Origin of the sequence: Mesorhizobium sp. M0051 (genome assembly GCF_040323235.1) — a bacterium.
GTDB lineage: Bacteria > Pseudomonadota > Alphaproteobacteria > Rhizobiales > Rhizobiaceae > Mesorhizobium.
The window spans coordinates 1-19,554 of the sequence record NZ_JAMYUT010000024.1; the positions used below are offsets into that span (position 1 = coordinate 1).

The following is a 19,554-nucleotide window of genomic DNA, read 5'->3' on the forward strand; positions in this document are numbered from 1 at the left end:
TCGAGCTGTTGCCGGCCGGATCGGTGACGACGGCGCGGAACTGATAGTCGCCGTCGGCCAGGCTGGTCTGCGTGGCAGTCGTCGAGGTCCAGTTGGTGCCGCCATCGGTCGAAACTTGATAGGTCACCGCGGTGCCGTTGGCATCCGCGTTGCCGCTCAGGCTGAGATCGAAGGTGCCGTCGGTGGTGACCGCCGGGGTGTTCGGCGTGCCGGTGTCGGTGAGGTTGGCAAAGGCCAGCGTGCCGGCGCTCGGCGCGGTGTTGTCGACGGTGACCGTGATCGCGTTGCTGGTCGAGCTGTTGCCCGCGTTGTCCATCGCCTTGGCCGTGAAGCTGTGCGCTCCATCAGACAGCGCGGCGGTCGTCAGCGTCCAGGTGTTGCCCGTGATCGTGGCAGCACCCAGGTCCGTGCTGCCATCAAACACGTGCACCGAGGCCACGCCATTGGTGTCGCTCACCGTGCCCGACAGCGCCAGCGTGTTGTCCTTGGTCTGGCCGCCGCTGCTGATCGTCGTGGTCAGCCCGGTATTGGTCCCGATCGTCGAACTGATCGTCTCGCTCGGCGCCGTGGTGTCGACTGTCGCGCTGATTGCCGCCGTCGTCGTGCTGTTGCCGGCGTTGTCGAACGCCTTCGCCGTGAAGCTGTGCGCTCCGTCCGACAGCGCGGCGGTCGTCAGCGTCCAGGTGTTGCCCGTGATCGTGGCAGCACCCAGGTCCGTGCTGCCGTCAAACACGTGCACCGAGGCCACGCCATTGGTGTCGCTCACCGTGCCCGACAGCGCCAGCGTGTTGTCCTTGGTCTGGCCGCCGCTGCTGATCGTCGTGGTCAGCCCGGTATTGGTCCCGATCGTCGAACTGATCGTCTCGCTCGGCGCCGTGGTGTCGACCGTCGCGCTGATTGCCGCCGTCGTCGTGCTGTTGCCGGCGTTGTCGAACGCCTTCGCCGTGAAGCTGTGCGCTCCGTCCGACAGCGCGGCGGTCGTGAGCGTCCAGGTGTTGCCCGTGATCGTGGCAGCACCCAGGTCCGTGCTGCCGTCAAACACATGCACCGAGGCCACACCATTGGTGTCGCTCACCGTGCCCGACAGAGCCAGCGTGTTGTCCTTGGTCTGGCCGCCGCTGCTGATCGTCGTGGTCAGCCCGGTATCGGTCCCGATCATCGAACTGGTGGTCTCGTTGGGCGGCGTCTCGTCGACCGTCACCGAATGGGAATCTGAAGCCGCTGTTGAGCTGCCAACCTTTATTGTGGCGGCAAGAGTATACGTGCCGTCCGGCAGCAAGGCGTGTGCCAGATCGCTTGCCGGAACGACGGCGGACCATGTACCATTCGCGGCAACCGCGGCCGTGTAGTTATGGCCATTTAGGCTAACGATGAGCTGTGCGCTCGGCGTAAAATGCGTGACCGTACCGGTGATGGTGACCCCAGCCGCTGCATCGGCGGAGTTGAGCAGCCAGGGGTTTGACTGGCTCGGCTCGATCGGGTTGATTTTCACCGTGAATGCGGCTGGGGGATCGACTCCAAGAAAATCGCTTGGCGTGAGCGTTGAAACGCCAGAGACGTTTACTTTGAGATCGGCGATGCCATCACCGTTGGTATCTGTATAAACGAACGAACCACCGCTACCGTCTGTGGTATACCAGACCGCAAAAGCGCCAGCAGCCCCGAGGTTGGTCGTGTTGGCCGACTGCTGTCCCTTCCAAAAGAATTCCCCAAGACCGGCGCTGGAGGCGGTCTGTCCACCCTGCGAGCCAACGATCATACTGTCGTTGAGGAGCTTTCTGAAATCGAGCTTGTCGACGCCTTCCTTGAAATTGTTGATCACATCCCACTGCGACCCAGTACCATTGAAGGAATCATTTGCACTGGCGTAGCTGAAGACGTTGGCGATCTGACCGTTGACTGTCGATTGAAAGACGTTCTTGCCAATGTCGCTGTTGATATCGACAGCGGCGAGCAGAGAGGTGCTCGACAGGCCGGAACCAGCTAAGCTTGGGTTGCTGGAGAAGGCGCTCAGAAAAGCGGATGCACTGTTAGCATTGAAGCCGACAGCAGAGGCACCAGCAAGCGGGTTTCCATAATGGTCACTCTGCACGAACGAAAAGTTGTCGAGGGATGTCGCCCGGAGTGTGTAGTATAGGCCCGTGCCCGCAGCTTGAAATGTAAGTGTCAGATTGTTCGCCCAGAACGCAGCATCAATCGTCTGAAGCTGGGTCGCGTTTGTGGTGGCGAACAGGGCGTATGCGATATCTTGCAGTTCGATAATCTGGGTTCCGCCGACGTTATCACTTGCGAGGGTGTCAAGCACATTAAGGTTGTCGACCGTCGTGCCATTGCTTGTTGTCGAGGCCATGACTTGCTTCCTTTTCAGCGGCGGCAGAACTCTGGTGCCTGTCGACCACAAATTGACTTCACACGATCGCCGGCGACTGGCCGGATTGCCGTAGCCATATGGGGCGCGGCCGGTCGCTTCACGCCGAGCTCGATCGCGCCTACCTCCGGCTTCAAATGCTTCAACAGCGTCAGAGGATCAAAGACGAGGGGTTCGATGAACAACAGTTCAGCCAGGTGGCGCATGCCTTGCGAAGTCACCTGCGCGGACGTGCGACCAGTCAAACGGACAAAGCCTGCGGCATTCCTGCTCTGGCCTCCCGGTGGCGACTCTTTCCGACCTACGCGCACTTACCCCTGCCCATCCGCCGATGCCTCGGCGACGACTCAGCAAGAAAATTCGGAAAGCGGAAGACAAATGCAAGCGCCTGAAACTATAAGACAAGTAGTTTCTGCGGCACGCCAATCCCGGTCGCGCCGTCGCCACATCCCGACAATTCGTCTTACGAACCCCAAACTCCCAGTTACTCGAACGACCGCCCCTATCGGTCGCGCAACTTTTATATGCGCCATTACTAAAGTGGAAAATTAAGGATTTGTAAACTATCCGAATCGTTACCAATAGATTCTTGGTTAAAGGCTTTGGCCGTCTGGACGGTATTTCGTGAGGAATCAATACTTTGCCGGACGCGCCTCAAGTGCATCGACCAAGACGCATCAGGGCGAGCTGCATCCCTCGTTTGGTCTAGACCGAGGGAGCCGCGAGTGTCTCAGCCCAATGCCGCAGAGCAGAGCGAGGAATGCAGCGACGCCACCGAAATCGCCGGTCCCAGGATGGACGCAGGCGGGCAGCGGCATCGCCGCGGCCACGCTGAAGGTCCCCGCCGAAGTCAGCGCCGCCTGGACCCGCCGGGCCGTAGTCATCTTGGAAATGCCGAGTTATTCATCGGCGTGCGCGGCCACCCCATTCCTGGCCACCAACTCGTCGCAAGTTGATGCCCCAAGCCCGCCTCGAGCCCGCTTGACGTAGATCTGCGCCAGCTCCGTGCGCTCACGGTCAAGTCGGGCCCTCCCACTCTCAAAGATTATAATTGAGCGGAGTGTCGCCGATAACAAAAGCACGCCTCTTCGATAGCGGGTCTCGCGATGTAGCGGTCTACCGACTCGAACCCCAGAATGCGTGCTCGATCAAGTTCGAACCACTGCGGATCCAGGATCCAGACATCCCAACTTCCTTCATAGGCGTTCGCAATTCGAACGGTGGAGTAAGGCAGAAGGTTCGAAAAGCTTCCAAGAACCCAGCCAAACCGGATGTCCCGTGGATAACTTGGCTCCCCGGACTTCTCCTTCACTGCAGCGGTCGTCGTTTCCGCAAGTAAATCAAAGGGCTGCCTGTAGACCGCGCAGCCTTCGCCTCGGTTGCATTCGAAGTTCGAGAGCCCACAGTATCCATTCGGTCTGGCCCGCGTCGGGCGCAGTCTGTGTTAAACTGCAGCGATGGAGATCGACACCGACAAGATCGACGATGCGGTCCTGGCGCTGCTTTGGCTGACGCTGCGCGATGCGCGGTGCGCGGTGCGCCTGGAAGGGCTTTGACTGGGACGTGACGGATCGGCTTCACCGGAAGGGACTGATCGCCGATCCAGTCAGCAAGGCAAAATCCTTGGTATTGACGGATGAAGGTCTTAGACGCTCGGAGGAGCTGTCTCGCGTCCTGTTTACGCGGCCGACACCATGAGCGCCCGAGGGGGCCGCCTTCGTGGCGACGCTGATCGCCACCGCAAAGTTCAACGACGTCAATCCCCAGGCCTGGCAGGCCGATGTTCTCTCCTTTATCGGACACGCCAATCACACGGCTCAAGGATTTGCTTCCCTGGAATTGGAGCTCGTTGACGATCGCAGCAGTTGCCTAATCACCTGATCAGGGCCTTTCATTATTGAGCTCACATGCAAACCCGATCTTGAAGCCATTAGATGGGATATCGCAACACCGCTCTTTACACCCTCAAATATGTGGCTGAGATGCTCGAAGAGGACGAAGACTTTTTGCGCGATTGCTCGATCGAGATGTTGTCGGAAGACGGTTGCCTGAGCGCCTACGACGACTATCACGCATCCGAATTGAGCGAACCTATCGTCGTCTTCACCGAAGACGGCATCGGCAACCTTCGCCATATCGTAGACGAGCGCAGGGCTGCGGGTCAGGCACCGCCGAAACCCACCGCAGAAAACCGTAGCCCGGAAGCATAGCCACCGCGGCCCTGGCCGAATGGTTACGTTTTGGCGCGTCCCGCGGTTTCCGAATCCACGAACGCAAAAAAACCGCCCCGGTTAGACCGGGACGGTTAGGGTATTATGACGAAAGTGGTTGCGGGGACACGATTTAAGGCTGCAAACCGCCCTCGAGTTAGCAAACGAATTCAGTGGCAGCACTGTATTGGCGGTATCCCTCTCCTGACTCGAACCCCCGAAAATGTGAAAACCGGCATTCTGAAACGCGTTGGACCTGTCCCTTTCACAGGTCGAGACCGCCGATGGCACGACGCCGGGGCTGAAGCTCTTTTCTCATCGAACACAATCGCCTTCAATTTCGGCTCATTGCAGAGGAGTGCGAGATGGCCCAATCGAATGACGAAACACTGAGGCGTACAATCCGAAGGCGGCAGCTGCGCGAGATGGTGCCGCTGGCAGACAGCACGATCTATGAAATGGAGCAGCGGGGCGAATTTCCGCGACGCTTCGCTTTAAGCCCGAGATGCGTAGTCTGGGATCTGAGCGAGGTTCAAGCATGGCTCGCTGCCCGCCGCGCAAAGCCAATACTGCGCGCTCCAAAACCGGACCTGAAGCAGCGCCGTGCCCGACCGGTCACAGAGCCGGATCAGGTTCCAAGATCGGCATCGACGGTGGGATGAGTGTCGGCACATGCTTCTTGCCATTGACCCAGGCATCCAGGATGTCCGACCATTCCTGCATCATGTGTCGACGCTGCACCTGATATTCGGCCTTGTTATAGACGCCGCGCGATGAACGGCCGTCCTCATGCGCCAGACACTTTTCAATCCAGTCGCTGTTGAAGCCAAGTTCGTTCAGCAGAGTTGAACCTGTCCGCCGCAGGTCGTGCACCGTAAACGGCTCCAGGGGCAAACCCTCCGCCTTCGCCCGTTCGACAACTGCGTAGGTAACCCGGTTAAAGGTGGCGCGCGACATCGGCGCATCCGCATCGTACCGCGATGGAAGAAGGTATCTGGAATTTCCCGCGCAGGTTTTCAGGGCGATCATGATGTCGAGGGCTTGGCGCGACAGGTACACGTTATGCGCCTTGGAGCGCTTCATCCGCTCCTTTGGGATTGTCCAGACCGCATTCTCGAAGTCGACTTCGTCCCACACCGCATCCTGCAACTCGCTCTTGCGCACCATCGTGAGGAGGTAGAGCCGCATTCCCAAACGGATCGTGGGAAGTGTCGCGATGTGCTCGAGCTGCTTCAGCATCACGCGAATTTCCGAGGGCGAAAGCGAGCGTTCCCTTGGCAAGAACGTAGCAATCGATGCGGGCCCAACATCATCAGCCGGGTTGGCGACCTTCTCCCCGTGTAAGATCGCAAAGCCGTAAATCTGCTTCAGGATGTCTCGCACGTGGATAGCGGTCGCCGGAGCACCACGTTCGACGATGCTGCCACAGTGGGCTCTTAGATCGTCAGGAGTGATCTCCGTCAGGAGGCGATTGCGCCAGACCGGAAGAAGCTCTCGCTCGAAGATGGAACGGCGCATGGCGCGCGTGCTGTCGGCCATCGGCGCGGCGGTGAACCACTTCTCGCCGAATTCGCCAAAACTCTTCGCCTCTTTCAGGCGGCGCTTCGCCCGCTGCTTCTCGATCGCCGGCGATCGTCCCTCGCGGATGAGGCTCCTAGCGTCCAGGCATTTCTCTCGTGCGAGCGCGAGCGAGATTCCGTCTCGTCCATATCTGCCCAGGTGCACCGTCTCTCGGCGCCCATTGAGCCTGTAGTCCAGCAGAAACGACATCGCGCCACCCGGCATGACTTTGACATACATGCCGTCACGGTCCGCGATTTTGTAGATTTTCTGTTTTGGTTTCAGTGCCTTAAGGGCGGCATCCGTCAACATTCCTACTGCCTCCAGAAAAAGTACCGTCAGTACAATTTTGAGGCTTTCCGGCAGGAAATCTCTTTTACTTCCAATGCGTTAAAGCAAAAAAAGTACCGTCATGAGCCTCGTTGGCCGTGACGGTACTTTGAAAAATCAGGGCGGGCAACATGCCGGAGGCCCGTCAAGCACTCCGCCACCGCCAATCTCTGCCCACCGATAGGTGCTGACTGTCCTGGAATGATTTATTTTTGTTTCCAATAGGTTGCGGCGAACGTCGGCCTGTTTTCGGCGGCGTTTGGGTAGGCCTGAATCATTCCCACTCGATCGTCCCCGGCGGCTTTGAGGTGACGTCGTACACGACGCGGTTGATGCCGCGGACTTCGTTGATGATGCGGGTGGCGGCGGCGCCGAGGAAGGCCATGTCGTAGTGGTAGAAATCCGCAGTCATGCCGTCGACGGAGGTGACGGCGCGCAGTGCGCAGACGAATTCGTAGGTGCGGCCGTCGCCCATCACGCCGACGGTCTGCACCGGCAGCAACACGGCGAAGGCCTGCCAGATGGCGTCGTAGAGGCCGGCCTTGCGGATCTCGTCGAGATAGATGGCGTCGGCCTCGCGCAGGATCTCCAGCTTTTCGCGGGTGATGCCACCGGGGCAACGGATGGCGAGACCGGGGCCGGGAAAAGGATGGCGGCCAATGAAGCTTTCGGGCAGGCCGAGTTCCTTGCCGAGCGCCCTCACCTCGTCCTTGAACAGTTCGCGCAGGGGCTCGACCAGTTGCATGTTCATGCGCGCCGGCAGGCCGCCGACATTGTGATGCGACTTGATCGTCACCGATGGGCCGCCGGTGAAGGAGACGCTTTCGATGACGTCGGGATAGAGCGTGCCTTGCGCCAGGAAATCGGCGCCGCCGAGTTTCTTGGCCTCCTCCTCGAACACCTCGATGAACAGCCGGCCAATGGTCTTGCGCTTCTTCTCGGGGTCCGACTCGCCCTCCAGGGCGCCGATGAAACGGTCCGATGCGTTGACCAGAATGAGCGGCAAATTGTAGTGCTCGCGGAACATCGCCACCACGCCCGCGGCCTCGTCCTTGCGCATCAGGCCGTGGTCGACAAGGATGCAGGTCAGCTGGTCGCCGACCGCCTCGTGGATCAACAGCGCCGCGACGGAGGAGTCGACGCCGCCCGACAGTGCGCAGATGACCTTGCCCTTGCCGACCTGCTTGCGAATGGCCTCGACCGCGTGCTCGCGGTAGGCGCGCATGGTCCAGTCGCCCTCGATGCCGGCGATGTTGTGGACGAAGTTCCTGAGCAACCGGGCACCGTCCGGCGTATGCACCACCTCGGGGTGGAACATGATGCCGTACATCTTGCGCTCGATGTTGCCGAAGATGGCGAAGGGCGAGCCTTCCGACTTGCCGAACACTTCGAACCCCTTGGGCAAGGAGATGACACGGTCGCCATGGCTCATCCACACCTGGTGGCGCTGGCCAGGGGCCCACAGGCCCTCGAACAGCGGGCTGTCCCTTTCGATCTCGACAAAGGCGCGGCCGAATTCGCGATGGTCGGAGCTTTCGGCGACGCCGCCCATCTGCACGCACATCGCCATCTGGCCATAGCAGATGCCGAGCACGGGCACGCCGGCATCGAAGACGATCTGCGGCGCGCGCGGGCTGCCGATATCGCCGGTCGAAGCCGGGCCGCCGGAGAGGATCACGGCCTTTGGATTGATGCGCTTGAATGCCGCTTCGGCCGACTGGAACGGCACGATCTCGGAAAACACGCCGGCCTCGCGGATGCGGCGGGCGATAAGCTGGGTAAACTGGCTGCCGAAATCGACAATCAGGACGGTGTCGGGATGATTGGCTGTTTTCATGGCGAGCGTTTAGAGAAAGAAATGAGTCGGCGCAATGGGTTGCGAGGCCTGGCTGTCACTTCGATTCCACGACTTCACCTTCAGCGCCAGCGTCTTCACCCATTGCAGCAGCTTCTCCGGCCGCGAGCGCCCGCAGAGCGCCCATCAGCGCCGTGAACCGCTCCTCGCCAATGCGACCGACATAGCGGCGCTCGATCTCCATCTTGATACGATCGCCGTCTCGCAAGGCATCCAGTCCCTTGCGGGTGTAGCGCACCAGCTTACCGCGGCCATCTTGCGGATCAGGCAGACGCTCGACGATACCTTCCGCCTCAAGGCCGTCGAGCAGTTGCTGGACCGCCTGCTTGGAGATTGCCGAGCGTTCGATCAATGCCGACTGCCGCATGCCTGCCCTGGCGATGTGTCCAAGCAATCCGGCGCGCGCTTCGGTGAACCAGCCGTGACCGGCGGCCCGCATCGCAGTGGCAAAATCGGCCTGCCAGGCACGGCTTGCCTGCCATAGCCGCCAGCCGATGTGATCGGGCGCTTCGGTTTTTTCGTCAAGATGCTTGACCAAATTCAATTCACCCTCTAGATAGTCAAGTAGCTTGACCTTACGTGGCGACCATGGCCGAAGCAATCGCCGAATTCACTCAAGGAGAACAATATGACGGCACTGCAAAAGGAAAGTCTTGCAATCCTCATTCCAGGCATGACCCATGTGCTGGAGCGAAACGGCAAGGAGGCTTACGTCTATTTTGAGAACGAAGGTGCCGCGCACATGCTGCTCGATGATGGCGAGGCGCGCAGCGGTCGCTGGAGGATGCTCGATGACGGCTATGTCACGGACTGGGACACGGGTGTGACAGGGCGCTGGACCCTGCACCATGAACCGGGATCCATCACCTACGTCAACCGCGACAATGCCGTTCGCTTCAGGATGATCGGGGTGCTGTTCGGCAACGCTAAGAACCTGCCGCGTCAGCAGCCCTGAGATCGATTGCGCCCGACTCGATCGCCTGTTCGAGGCGCGTGACGGCGTCTGCCAGCTTCTCGTCGATGACGTGCAAATATTCGGTCCAGTCGCCGACGTGCCTGAGATCAGCCGCGCCGTCGGAAATGCCACGCAGTCCTATCAGTGGGACATCGAACAACTGGCAGGCGCGCAGGCAAGCGAAGGTTTCCATGTCGACCATGTCGGCGGCGATCGCATCATAGGCCGCACCGGTGACGATCGCACCCCCGGTCGATAGCGTCGCTTCCTTGATTCCAGGAATTCGCAGGGGCAGCGGAACCGTCACCGGCAGATCGAGAAACGGCGTCGCCCCTTTCTCGAAACCAAGCGGCGAGGCGTCGATGTCGCGGTAGCTGACCGAGACCGCCTGGTAGATTTCCGTCTGCTCCAGCGTCCGGCTGCCGGCTGAGCCGAGCGACACGACGAGATCCGGCAGCGCCTTCCGCGACTTCAGCCAGGAGAGATCGGCGCCTAGCCTGACGCCGGCCTCGACCGGGCCCACCCCCGTCATTAGTGGCGTGAACAGTTGCTTGAGGTGCGGGCCGTATTCGGCCTGGGCCGCCATGACGAAGAGGACGTCCTTGCCGCCTAGTCGCGCAACGTTGCCCATCGGATCAGCCTTCTATGCCGTCGCGCCCGACCACCGTCATCATCGTTCCGGTCATGGTGGCGATCAGCTTGGCCTCGCCGTCGGCGGCAAAGGCATAGGCCTGGCCGTCGGCGACGATGATGGTGCGGCCGGGTTTGGTCACCGAGCCGCGGAACAGGAAGCGCTCGCCTCGGCCCGGCGCCAGCAGATTGACCTTGAATTCGATGGTCAGCACGCCCGAGTTTTCCGGCATCAGCGAAAACGCCGCATAGCCGCAAGCCGAGTCTAGCGCGATCGAAATGACGCCGGCGTGGAGAAAGCCGTGCTGCTGGGTGAGCGCGGCCGAATAGGGCATCTCGATCTCGATGATGCCGGGCGTCACCAGCGTCAGTTCGGCGCCGATCGTGGCCATCGCTTTCTGACGCGCGAAGGATGTCCTGACGCGGTCGTCATAGTCCGGGGCGGGTACGATCTTTGCTGCCATGGCCGCTGCCTTCCTTTATGCGGATAAGCTTATTGCAGAGGCACTGGCGGCAGGCAAATGCTTTTGCTGCACTGCAGCAATCGGCCTCGTCCGCCTGCAGGGGTTTCACATCCGGCAGGGATTGGCGATCTCCGTTGAGGTTCAGGCCGACCTGCGCAACGCACAGAAGTAAAACCCGTCGGTGCCGCTCAGCGCCGGCGACAGCGAGATGTCCCCTTCGACACCGATGCGTGCGGCTGCCGCGTGGCCGGGAAAACGGCCGTCCCAGAGCGCGCGATGATCGACCGGGACAAATCCGCTGTTGCGGTCGAGGAAGGCCGCGACCTGCTCCCCATTCTCCTCATCGAAGACCGAGCAAGTGATGTAAACCAGCAGGCCGCCCGACTTGACATAGGTTTTTGCCGCATCGAGGATCGTCGACTGCTCACCCTTGCGGGCATCGAGCTGCCTTTGCGTCAGCCGCCATTTGGCGTCGGGACGGCGCCGCCATGTGCCGCTGCCGGTGCAGGGCGCATCCACCAGCACGACGTCCATGTGGCTGCCGAGCGGCGCGAGTTCGGACGGCTTGGTGACGATCTGGATATTGCGGTTTTCCGAACGACGGATGCGGTCGAAGATCGGCGCCAGCCGCGCCTTTTCGGCGTCGTGGGCGAAGATCTGGCCTGTATTGCCCATCGAAGCCGAGAGCGCCAGCGTCTTGCCGCCGGCGCCGGCGCAGAAATCCAGCACCTGCATGCCGGCTTCGGCCCCGGCAAGGGCGGCCACCACCTGCGAGCCTTCGTCCTGGACCTCGAACCAGCCTTTCTGGAAGGCCGGCTCAGCCTGGACGTTCGGATGCCTGCCGTCGCCGTCGATCGGCGGAATGCGGATACCCTGCGGGGCAATTGCCGCGGGTTTCGCGCCGGTACCCGACAGTTCGGCCAGCACCTTGACGCGATCGGCCTGCAAGGTGTTGACCCTGAGGTCAAGCGGCGGGCGTGTCGCAAGCGCCGCTCCCTCGTCGACCCAGGTCGGGCCAAAGGCTCGCTCGAAAAGCGGCGCGCACCAATCCGGTATGTCGGCCCGTATCGCGCCCGGCGCATCGGCAAGCCGGCGTTCGGCAATTGCCTGAAGCTCGGCGGCAGTGAGCAGCGGCGGTGCGAACTTGTCGCCTTCGAGCGCGTCGTTGAGCGATTGCGCGGTCTGGCCCCATTCGAGAAGCAGGGCGCCGAAGCCGATGGCGCGCGGCGTGTCCTCGCCCAAAAGCCAGCCGGCGGACCGCTTGTGGCGCAAGGCATCATAAACGATGTTGCCGATCGCCGCGCGGTCACCGCCGCCGGCGAAGCGATGCGACAGGCCCCAGTCCTTCAGCGCGTCCGCCACCGGCCGGTGGCGCCGGCCGATGTCTTCCAGCACTTCGATGGCCGCAGCCAGCCGTCCGCCCAGTCGCATTCGTCATTCCATCAAATCGAGCACATGATCTCAGCCTGCTCTTAGAGCCTTTCGCGCCTGGATTGAACCCCGCTTCCGCCTGGCGACGACGCGGCAACCCAAACCGAGACCAGCGACCCAACCAGTAAATGCCTCAGGCCGGCGGCAGCAGATCGATCAATAGATCAAAGATCTCTAATATTCGTGACCGGCGACCGCAAGCATGGCACGTGGCGCAATAGCTCTGCTTCCCAAGTTTTTCCGTTGAGAATACTCTTGGCGCCATGATTCGCGGCGCAGAAAAGACGGACCGGCGGATCGCTACGAGGAGAGGGCAATGAAAACTTATCTGGCGGAAGTTCTAGGCACATTTCTATTGGTGTTCATCGGTACGGCGTCGGTGGTTACGGGTGGTTTCGGCGGCGCTCTGCCGCTCGGGCAGGAAGGCATCGGCCTGGCGTTCGGCATCGGCCTCATTGCGGCGGCCTATGCGATCGGCCCCATTTCGGGCGCGCATCTCAATCCGGCGGTGACGCTCGGCGTCTTCCTTGCCGGCCGGCTGCCGGCCAAGGACGTCATCCCCTACTGGATCGCGCAGGTCATTGGCGCCATCCTCGCCTCGCTGGCGTTGTGGATCATTGTCTTCGGCCAGGTTGGCGGACACACTGGCGGCTTCGGCGCCAATGGCTGGGACGTGGCCAAATGGGGTGTCAGCTCGGCGTTCCTGTGGGAAGTGATCGGCACCTTCACCTTCGTCACCGTAATCCTCGGCGTCACGGCTGAAAAGCACTCGACGGCGTTCGCCGGGCTGGTCATCGGCTTGACGCTGGCAGGGTTGCATTTCGCCATCATCCCGGTGACCGGCACCTCGCTCAACCCGGCCCGTTCGATCGGCCCGGCGCTGTTTTCCGGCACTGCCGCGATCGGCCAGCTCTGGCTGTTCATCGTTGCACCGTTGATCGGCGGCGCCATCGCCGGCGTCGTCGCCAAGGCGCGTGTCTTCGAGAAGGACTGAGCTTCGGAAGGTTGAATACAAAGACCAGAATACAAAAGGCGCGGGCATCGTCCGCGCCTTTTTGTTAGCGACAGACGCGTCGAATTCTCATCAGCAGCTCGGCCTCAAAGGCGTGATCAATCTCGGCATTTTGGCCAGGATCAGATGCTTTTTGAGAAACAGGTTTTCAGCACGGTCCGAAATTTCTGCATGGTCTTTTCGGTTGTCTGCGCATCAGCAGCCGCAAAGCCCATGACAAGGCCGTTCTGTTTCGTGCCGTGACGGTACTGAATCGACAACGCCGACAAATTGATCCCGTGCTGGAGCGCCGCCTCGGCAATCGAGGTGTCGTTACATCCCTCGCGGAAAATGCCGACAACCTGGATCCCGGACTCGGTGGCGTGGAAATCCAGCCATTCTCCGAGATGTCTCTGTGAGCTTTCCAGGAAGAACTGCCGCCTGTCCGCATAGAGACGCCGCATGCGCCTGAGATGGCGGGTGAAGTGGCCCTCGTTCATGAAGTCGGCCAGAGCGGCCTGGGTAAGCAATGGGGCAAACTGGCCGGTCACGCTCATCGCCGCTACGATCGTAGGGTCGATGACCTTGGGCGCCACCAGAAAGCCCAGGCGCATGGCTGGAAACAGTATCTTCGCGAAGGTGCCGACATAGACCACGCGATTTGACGCGCCGATGCCCTGCAGCGCGGCAATCGGTTGTCCTTGAAATCGGTACTCGCCGTCATAGTCGTCCTCGATGATCCATGAGCGCCAGGTCTCGGCCATGTGCAAGAGGTTGAGCCGCTGTTCCATCGGCATGGTTATCCCGAGAGGGTGATGGCAGGAGGGCGTCACAAAAATCATGCGCGGAATGACAGGCGGTGGATCAAGATCCCACCCTGCATTGCTCACCCGCAGCGGAGCCAGCTTCGCTCCCGCCGAGACGAAGGCCGAACCTGCGCCGTAGTATCCTGGCTCCTCCATCCATACCGTGTCGCCTTCATCGATCAGCAGCCGAGCAAGAAGATCGAACGCCGACTGGGCACCATTGGTCACGACGATCTGCTCCGGGCTGCACTTCACGCCGCGCGAGGCCGTGAGATAGCGAGCTATGGCTTCGCAAAGCGGAGGATAGCCTTTCACATGATAGGTCCCGAAAAGGTCGATATGCGCAAATTTTGCACGGCGACTGAGCAGCTTCGACCAGGTGTTGAAAGGAAAGTTATCCGGGTCGGGCATGCCGGGGTGAAATGCCAGCATGCCGGGCCGGCCATGATGGTAGGGTTGGGCGAGCATGGTCTGCCCACGCAAGGATATCGGGTTCTCGTCCGCTGACGAGACGTGTTCCTGCACCGCCAACCTGGTCGGCAGATCCATCACCACGGAGGGCCTGCGCGGCCGTATGGCCAGGTAGCCTTCCAGCGCCAGTTGGTCGCAAGCGGCAATCACGGTGTTGCGGCCGACGTGCAGGTCCCGCGCCATGACCCGTGTCGAGGGCAGCGCGTGACCGCTCGGCAACACGCGGTGCTCGATCAGGTCGCGCAACTGGACATAGAGCTGCCGATGCAAATTGGCGGGACTCTCGCGGTCCAGCGCAATGCCGTCGATCGGAAAACTGGTCTTCATCGTGGTTCCACAAAATCAGAACGATCTGGTTCTAACAATGGAACCAAAGCAGCCTTAGGCTCAAGAAGAATGCGATCAGGTTCAGATGGGGCTGACCGATGCAAAGCATAAAGGTGGGTGTGATCGGTGCGGGCGGTGTCGCCCAGGTCGAGCACATTCCCAATCTGCTCAGATTGCACCGGCAGTTCGAGATCCTCGGCGTCTATGATCCTTCGCGCAAAGTCCGCGACTTTGTCGGCGACGAGTTCGGCCTCGAGACATTCGCCGATCTAGACCAGCTTCTCGCCATGCCGCTCGACGCCGTGGTCATCGCCTCGCCGGATGCGTTGCACTGGGAACAGGCTCTCGTCGCCCTTGCCAGAGGGCTGCATGTCTTCTGCGAAAAGCCGCTTTGCTATAGCCCCGGGGATATCGACGACTTGATCTCTGCCAGGGATCGCGCCGGGGTGGTGCTTCAGGTCGGCTACATGAAGCGTTTCGATCCGAGCTACGAGGCGGCATTGAAAATGCTGCCGGGCACAGCGCAAACGCTTCGCTACATTTCGGTCGAGGTCAGCGATCCCGACGCGTGGCCGTTCGTGCGGCACCATTCGACATGCCGGGGTGACGACGTCGCGGCGGGGTTGGCTGCCTTGACCGAAGCCAGGCAGCGCGAGCAGGTGAACCGCGCGGTGCCCGGATTGGACGATCCCGACGCGTTTCGTGGCTTTGTCGGCGCCTACTGTTCGGCGCTCGTGCACGACGTGAACGCCGTGCATGGGCTGCTCGATGCGCTCGGCGTCGCGGATGGCGAGATTGTCGGCGCCTCGCTTTTCGCGAGGGGCGAAGGCGGCCACGGCGCCGTGCGGCTGCTCGGCGGCCAGGCACTGTGGAGCATGGCGCATCTGGCCGTTCCGGGGCTCGCCGACTACCGCGAGCGCATCACGCTTTACTTCGATGACGCCGCGCTCGAGCTGGAATTCCCCTCGCCCTATCTCAATCACCAGCCGACGCAGCTGAGCCTGCGGGCAAGCGACGGCCACACCCTCTCCAGCCGGGAGATTCGAAGCGGCTACGAAGAGGCGTTCGTCGAAGAACTGAAAGGTTTCTGGTCGGCGATCGTCGAACGAACGCCGGTGCGCAACACGGCCGAACACGCGCGTCGCGACATGGTGCTGCTGGCCGGCCTCGCGCGGCACCACCTTGGCCAGCTCAAGCAATCAGGAGTTCGCCCGTGAAGGTTCGCATAGGCATCAATCCGATCACCTGGACCAACGATGACGTGCCGGAACTGGGTGGCGACACTCCGCTCGAGGTCTGTCTTCGCGAAACCAAGCAGGCCGGCTATTCCGGCACCGAGCTAGGCGGAAAGTTTCCGCGCCAATCGGCTGAACTGAGGCCTATCATGGCGCGGCACGGCCTTGCTGTGATTTCCGGTTGGTATGATGGCTGCTGCGACGAGAAGGAAGTCGGTGCGGAAATGGATGCGATCACGCCGCATCTCCAGCTTCTGAAGGATATGGGCTCGACCCACGTCGTCTATGCCGACACGTCGCGGGGGCGCCACAATGCCATTTGGGGGCCGATCTCGCAGCGCCCGGCCCTCGGCCCGGAGGAATGGCCGGCCTATGGCAGAAAACTGACCGCGCTGGCCGAGAGGATGGCGGATTTCGGTGTGCGCATGGCCTTCCATCATCATATGGGGACCATCGTCGAGACCGATGCCGAGGTGGGCTTGCTGATGCGGCACACCGGCGAGGCGGTCGGCCTTCTCTACGACACCGGCCATTCGATATTTTCAGGCGGCGACCCGCTGGCTTTGGTCAAGGCGCATGTCAAACGCGTCGTGCATGTGCATTGCAAGGACGCGCGCAAGTCCGTCCTTGATCGTGCCCGCGCCGAGGACATGAGTTTCATGGGCGCGGTCATGGAAGGGATCTTCACGGTCCCCGGCGACGGGTTCATCGATTATCCGGCCATTTTGCGGGTGCTTGCGGACAACGGCTACAGCGGCTGGCTGGTCGTCGAGGCCGAGCAGGATCCAAACAAGGCCAACCCGCTGATCTATGCGACAATGGGATTCCAAAATCTGTCGCGCATGGCCAGCGAGGCCGGATTTACAGTCTTGAAATGATCGAGGCCGCGATGCGGCCTCCAGGGAACCAGTGCTGATGAATGAGACTGGACTGAAGGGGCAACTGGACTGCCGACCGTAATTGCGGCGGCGGAAAACAAACAGGAGGTTATTATGTTTTCGCTTGCGAAATTAATAAAGCCTGCGCTCGGCCTGCTGGCCGGCATTACAATGATGACGGCGGCCACGAGCCTTGCGGCCGCCGACGAAACGCGCGTGGTGTTTGTGACGCATGGCCAGAGCGGCGACCCCTATTGGTCGGTCGTGAAGAACGGCATGGACGACGCAGCCAAGACGCTTGGGGTCAAGGCTGAATATCTGGCGCCCGAAACATTCGACATGGCCAAGATGGGGCAGATGATCGACGCCATCGCAGCCTCGAAGCCCGACGGCATGGTTGTTTCGATCCCCGACGCGGCCGCTCTCTCGGCGCCGGTCAAGAATGCCATTGCCGCCGGCATTCCGGTGATCGTCATCGATTCCGGCGGCTCCAAACTGACGCATGACCTTGGCGGCCTGCTGTTCATGGGCCAGGACGAATTCCAGGCGGGCGTCATGGCCGGCGAGCGCATCAAGGCACTCGGTATCAACAAAGCGGTCTGCGCCAACCATGAAGTAGGCAATTCGAGCCTCGATGACCGCTGTGCCGGTTTTGCCAAAGGTCTCGGTGTCGATGTTCCGGTGATGAACGGCGTCATCGACCCGACCGAAATGAAAAACCGCGTGACCGCCTACATGACCGCTCATGGGGACACGCAGTTCGTTCTTGCAGTCGGCGCCAGCGGTGCCGAGCCGACGCTGGCCGCACTCGATGAAATGGGCCTCGCGGGCAAGGTGAAAACCGGCACATTCGACCTTTCTCCCACGATCCTGCAGGCCGTAGTTGCCGGCAAGATGGAGTGGGGTATCGATGCCCAGCAATATGCCATGGGCTATATCCCGGTCGCCATGTTCGATCTTTGGAAGAAGTACAAGATCGCGCCGATCGCCGACTATCCGACGGGTCCCGGCTTCGTCACCAAGGATACCGCCGCCTCGGTCATAGAACTGGCAAAACTGGGCAAGCGTTGACGGCTCGCGGCCGGGCATCAGCCGGGCCGCCTTCATCGACGAAGGTAGCGCATCCATGACCGCAGAGCTTCGCGACGAGCGGGTCCGCTCCGTCTCCCGCCTGAGCCGCCTTCTGAGCAGGCCGGAACTTGGCGCGGCGGCCGGAACCGTTCTGGTTTTTGTGTTCTTCGCCATTACAGCAGGAAATACCGGGCTTTTCAGCGCCAAGGGCATCATCAATTTCCTCGAAGTCTCGGCCCAGCTTGGCATTCTCGCCGCTCCCGTGGCTCTTTTGATGATCGCGGGCGAGTTCGACCTGTCGGTCGGCTCGATGATCGGGTTTGCCGGCATCCTGATCGCCATCCCTTCGGTGTTCTGGGGCTGGCCGATCTGGCTTTCCCTGCTGTTCTGCTTTGCTGTTTGCGGCTGCATCGGCGCGCTCAACGGGCTCGCCGTGGTCAGAACCGGATTGCCCTCCTTCATCGTGACGCTCGGAAGCCTGTTCATGCTGCGCGGCCTGACGCTCGGCCTCACGCGCGGCATATCCGGGCGAACGCAGGTTTCAGGCGTGCACGAACTGGCCCTGAACGATCCCCTCAACAGCCTGTTCTCGGGACAGGTACTTTCCGGCCCCATCGCCTGGCTTTCGGACATCGGCCTGATCGGCAAACGCGCGGACGGCCTGCCGTCGATCTCCGGCATTCCGGTGTCCATCGTCTGGTGGATCGTCTTGACCTTGGCCTGTACCTGGTTGCTGACCCGCAGCCGCTTCGGCAACTGGATCTTCGCCGCGGGAGGTGAAGCCAATGCCGCGCGCAACCTCGGCGTGCCGGTTGCACGCACCAAGATCACCCTGTTCGTCATGACGGCGATGGCGGCCGCGCTCTTTGCGGCGATCCAGGTTCTGGTCACGGGCTCGGCCGACACGCTACGCGGAACCCAAAAGGAATTCGAGGCCATCATTGCCGTCGTCATCGGCGGCACGCTGCTTACCGGCGGCTACGGATCGGCCGTAGGCGCCATGTTCGGGGCGTTGATCTTCGGCGTGGTGCAAATGGGCATCTTCTACACCGGCATCGACACAGACTGGTTCAAGCTGTTCATGGGTGCCATGATGGTCATCGCGGTGCTGTTCAACAGCTACGTGCGCAACCGCGCCATGAGGAGCCGGTGATGGCCGAGCCCTATGTCGAACTGAAATCGGTCAGCAAGTATTTTGGCTCGGTCGTTGCGCTGAAGGACGTATCTTTCGATGTATGTCTTGGCGAGGTGCATTGTCTGCTTGGCGACAATGGCGCCGGCAAGTCGACGCTGATCAAGACGCTGTCCGGCGTCTATACACCTGACGAAGGTGAGATCCGCGTGCAGGGCAAGCCCGCAAGGTTTGCCTCACCGGCCGATACACGCAACAGCGGCATTGCCACCGTCTACCAGGACCTCGCTCTGGTGCCGCTGATGAGCGTGGCGCGAAACTTCTTTCTCGGGCGCGAGCCGATGCGCAAGTTCGGACCGATCCGGCAGTTTGACAGCGAGTTCGCGAACCGCACGGCGTATGACGAGATGTCGGCGATGGGGATCCAGCTGCGCGATCCCGAACAACCCGTGGGCACGCTTTCAGGCGGCGAGCGTCAGTGCCTGGCCATCGCCCGCGCCGTCTATTTCGGTGCCAAGGTTCTGATCCTGGACGAGCCGACATCGGCGCTGGGAGTCCATCAGGCATCCGTGGTTCTGAAGCTTGTGGTGCAGTCCAAGGCGCGCGGCATCGGCGTCATCTTCATTTCCCACAACGTTCATCACGCCTATGTGGTTGGCGATCGCTTCACCTTGTTGAAGCGCGGCAAAAGCACTGGCACTTACACAAAAAGCGAGATTGATCGCGACCAGTTGCTCAATCTGATGGCGGGCGGCAAGGAACTGGTCGATCTGGAGCAGGAGCTGACCAATCGGCCATAAGCAGCCCGACTTGACGCGCGCCCGACTTGCCTGACAGGCG

At 61.3% G+C, this 19,554-nt stretch carries 19 protein-coding genes and 2 pseudogenes; 12 read left to right on the forward strand and 9 right to left on the reverse strand.

The window, feature by feature from the left end; translation table 11 throughout:
* Together NKJ90_RS22765 and NKJ90_RS22770 are read right to left on the reverse strand one after the other, a co-directional pair.
* Positions 1-2,350 (reverse strand): beta strand repeat-containing protein (locus tag NKJ90_RS22765; protein ID WP_352486804.1); only part of this gene is annotated, 2,350 nt, incomplete at its 3' end.
* Positions 2,351-2,364: 14 nt separating this feature from the next.
* A complete protein-coding gene (locus tag NKJ90_RS22770) occupies positions 2,365-2,574 on the reverse strand; it encodes a hypothetical protein (protein ID WP_156938467.1) in 210 nt (69 codons plus the stop codon).
* A gap of 1,251 nt (positions 2,575-3,825) precedes the next feature.
* Here NKJ90_RS22770 and NKJ90_RS22775 point away from each other — a divergent pair.
* The 4 genes and pseudogenes from NKJ90_RS22775 (at position 3,826) to NKJ90_RS22790 (ending at position 5,240) form a co-directional block, all read left to right on the forward strand.
* Positions 3,826-4,066, forward strand: a pseudogene (locus NKJ90_RS22775) (DUF6429 family protein).
* 12 nt (positions 4,067-4,078) lie between these two features.
* Positions 4,079-4,241 (forward strand): annotated as a pseudogene (locus NKJ90_RS22780) (transposase domain-containing protein); the annotation flags it as partial.
* Between the two features lie 61 nt (positions 4,242-4,302).
* Positions 4,303-4,578 (forward strand): hypothetical protein, encoded by a 276-nt coding sequence (locus NKJ90_RS22785; RefSeq protein ID WP_352486806.1) that lies wholly within the window; start codon positions 4,303-4,305, stop codon positions 4,576-4,578.
* Between the two features lie 365 nt (positions 4,579-4,943).
* A complete protein-coding gene (locus NKJ90_RS22790) occupies positions 4,944-5,240 on the forward strand; it encodes a helix-turn-helix transcriptional regulator (protein WP_084025030.1) in 297 nt (98 codons plus the stop codon).
* On the opposite strand, the gene NKJ90_RS22795 is transcribed toward NKJ90_RS22790, so the two are convergent.
* From NKJ90_RS22795 to NKJ90_RS22805, 3 genes are all read right to left on the reverse strand, one after another.
* Positions 5,194-6,450 (reverse strand): tyrosine-type recombinase/integrase, encoded by a 1,257-nt coding sequence (locus NKJ90_RS22795; protein WP_023756798.1) that lies wholly within the window; start codon positions 6,448-6,450, stop codon positions 5,194-5,196. The genes NKJ90_RS22790 and NKJ90_RS22795 overlap by 47 nt on opposite strands.
* A 292-nt stretch (positions 6,451-6,742) precedes the next feature.
* The gene (guaA, locus tag NKJ90_RS22800; RefSeq protein ID WP_352486808.1) at positions 6,743-8,305 is read right to left on the reverse strand and encodes a glutamine-hydrolyzing GMP synthase; all 1,563 of its coding nucleotides are present in this window, start codon (positions 8,303-8,305) and stop codon (positions 6,743-6,745) included.
* Positions 8,306-8,360: 55 nt separating this feature from the next.
* Positions 8,361-8,861: a MarR family winged helix-turn-helix transcriptional regulator gene (locus NKJ90_RS22805; RefSeq protein ID WP_023756799.1), complete on the reverse strand. Its 501-nt coding sequence runs from the start codon at positions 8,859-8,861 to the stop codon at positions 8,361-8,363.
* Positions 8,862-8,951: 90 nt separating this feature from the next.
* Here NKJ90_RS22805 and NKJ90_RS22810 point away from each other — a divergent pair, with 90 nt between their 5' ends.
* Positions 8,952-9,278 (forward strand): hypothetical protein, encoded by a 327-nt coding sequence (locus NKJ90_RS22810; RefSeq protein ID WP_023756800.1) that lies wholly within the window; start codon positions 8,952-8,954, stop codon positions 9,276-9,278.
* Here NKJ90_RS22810 and NKJ90_RS22815 read toward each other — a convergent pair.
* Together NKJ90_RS22815 and NKJ90_RS22820 are read right to left on the reverse strand one after the other, a co-directional pair.
* Positions 9,250-9,909: a 5'-methylthioadenosine/S-adenosylhomocysteine nucleosidase gene (locus NKJ90_RS22815; protein WP_023756801.1), complete on the reverse strand. Its 660-nt coding sequence runs from the start codon at positions 9,907-9,909 to the stop codon at positions 9,250-9,252. The two genes, NKJ90_RS22810 and NKJ90_RS22815, sit on opposite strands and share 29 nt — an antisense overlap.
* Positions 9,910-9,913: 4 nt before the next feature.
* Entirely contained in the window at positions 9,914-10,372 is a 459-nt protein-coding gene (locus tag NKJ90_RS22820; RefSeq protein WP_023756802.1) for a PaaI family thioesterase, read from the reverse strand.
* Between NKJ90_RS22820 and NKJ90_RS22825 the strand changes: the two genes are divergently transcribed.
* Complete coding sequence (locus tag NKJ90_RS22825; protein WP_023756803.1) at positions 10,371-10,544, forward strand: hypothetical protein; 174 nt, start codon at positions 10,371-10,373, stop codon at positions 10,542-10,544. The genes NKJ90_RS22820 and NKJ90_RS22825 overlap by 2 nt on opposite strands.
* On the opposite strand, the gene NKJ90_RS22830 is transcribed toward NKJ90_RS22825, so the two are convergent.
* Positions 10,514-11,803, reverse strand: a complete 1,290-nt coding sequence (locus tag NKJ90_RS22830; RefSeq protein WP_023756804.1) for an RsmB/NOP family class I SAM-dependent RNA methyltransferase — start codon at positions 11,801-11,803, stop codon at positions 10,514-10,516. The two genes, NKJ90_RS22825 and NKJ90_RS22830, sit on opposite strands and share 31 nt — an antisense overlap.
* Positions 11,804-12,119: 316 nt before the next feature.
* Between NKJ90_RS22830 and NKJ90_RS22835 the strand changes: the two genes are divergently transcribed.
* Complete coding sequence (locus tag NKJ90_RS22835; RefSeq protein ID WP_023756805.1) at positions 12,120-12,797, forward strand: MIP family channel protein; 678 nt, start codon at positions 12,120-12,122, stop codon at positions 12,795-12,797.
* A gap of 140 nt (positions 12,798-12,937) precedes the next feature.
* Here the strand turns inward: NKJ90_RS22835 and mocR are convergent, their stop codons facing one another.
* Complete coding sequence (gene mocR / locus NKJ90_RS22840; RefSeq protein WP_352486810.1) at positions 12,938-14,398, reverse strand: rhizopine catabolism transcriptional regulator MocR; 1,461 nt, start codon at positions 14,396-14,398, stop codon at positions 12,938-12,940.
* A gap of 98 nt (positions 14,399-14,496) precedes the next feature.
* Between mocR and NKJ90_RS22845 the strand changes: the two genes are divergently transcribed.
* From NKJ90_RS22845 to NKJ90_RS22865, 5 genes are all read left to right on the forward strand, one after another.
* Positions 14,497-15,615, forward strand: coding sequence for a Gfo/Idh/MocA family protein (locus NKJ90_RS22845; protein ID WP_023756807.1), 1,119 nt, complete (start codon positions 14,497-14,499; stop codon positions 15,613-15,615).
* Positions 15,612-16,511, forward strand: coding sequence for a myo-inosose-2 dehydratase (gene iolE, locus NKJ90_RS22850; protein WP_023756808.1), 900 nt, complete (start codon positions 15,612-15,614; stop codon positions 16,509-16,511). Before NKJ90_RS22845 ends, iolE begins: the two co-directional genes overlap by 4 nt.
* Positions 16,512-16,625: 114 nt before the next feature.
* Positions 16,626-17,582 carry a rhizopine catabolism ABC transporter substrate-binding protein gene (locus NKJ90_RS22855; RefSeq protein ID WP_023756809.1) on the forward strand — a complete coding sequence of 319 codons (957 nt, stop codon included), beginning with the start codon at positions 16,626-16,628 and terminating at the stop codon, positions 17,580-17,582.
* 55 nt (positions 17,583-17,637) lie between these two features.
* Positions 17,638-18,735 (forward strand): ABC transporter permease, encoded by a 1,098-nt coding sequence (locus NKJ90_RS22860; protein WP_023756810.1) that lies wholly within the window; start codon positions 17,638-17,640, stop codon positions 18,733-18,735.
* Positions 18,735-19,514, forward strand: a complete 780-nt coding sequence (locus NKJ90_RS22865) for an ATP-binding cassette domain-containing protein (RefSeq protein ID WP_031259482.1) — start codon at positions 18,735-18,737, stop codon at positions 19,512-19,514. Before NKJ90_RS22860 ends, NKJ90_RS22865 begins: the two co-directional genes overlap by 1 nt.
* The last annotated feature ends 40 nt before the right edge of the window (positions 19,515-19,554 follow it).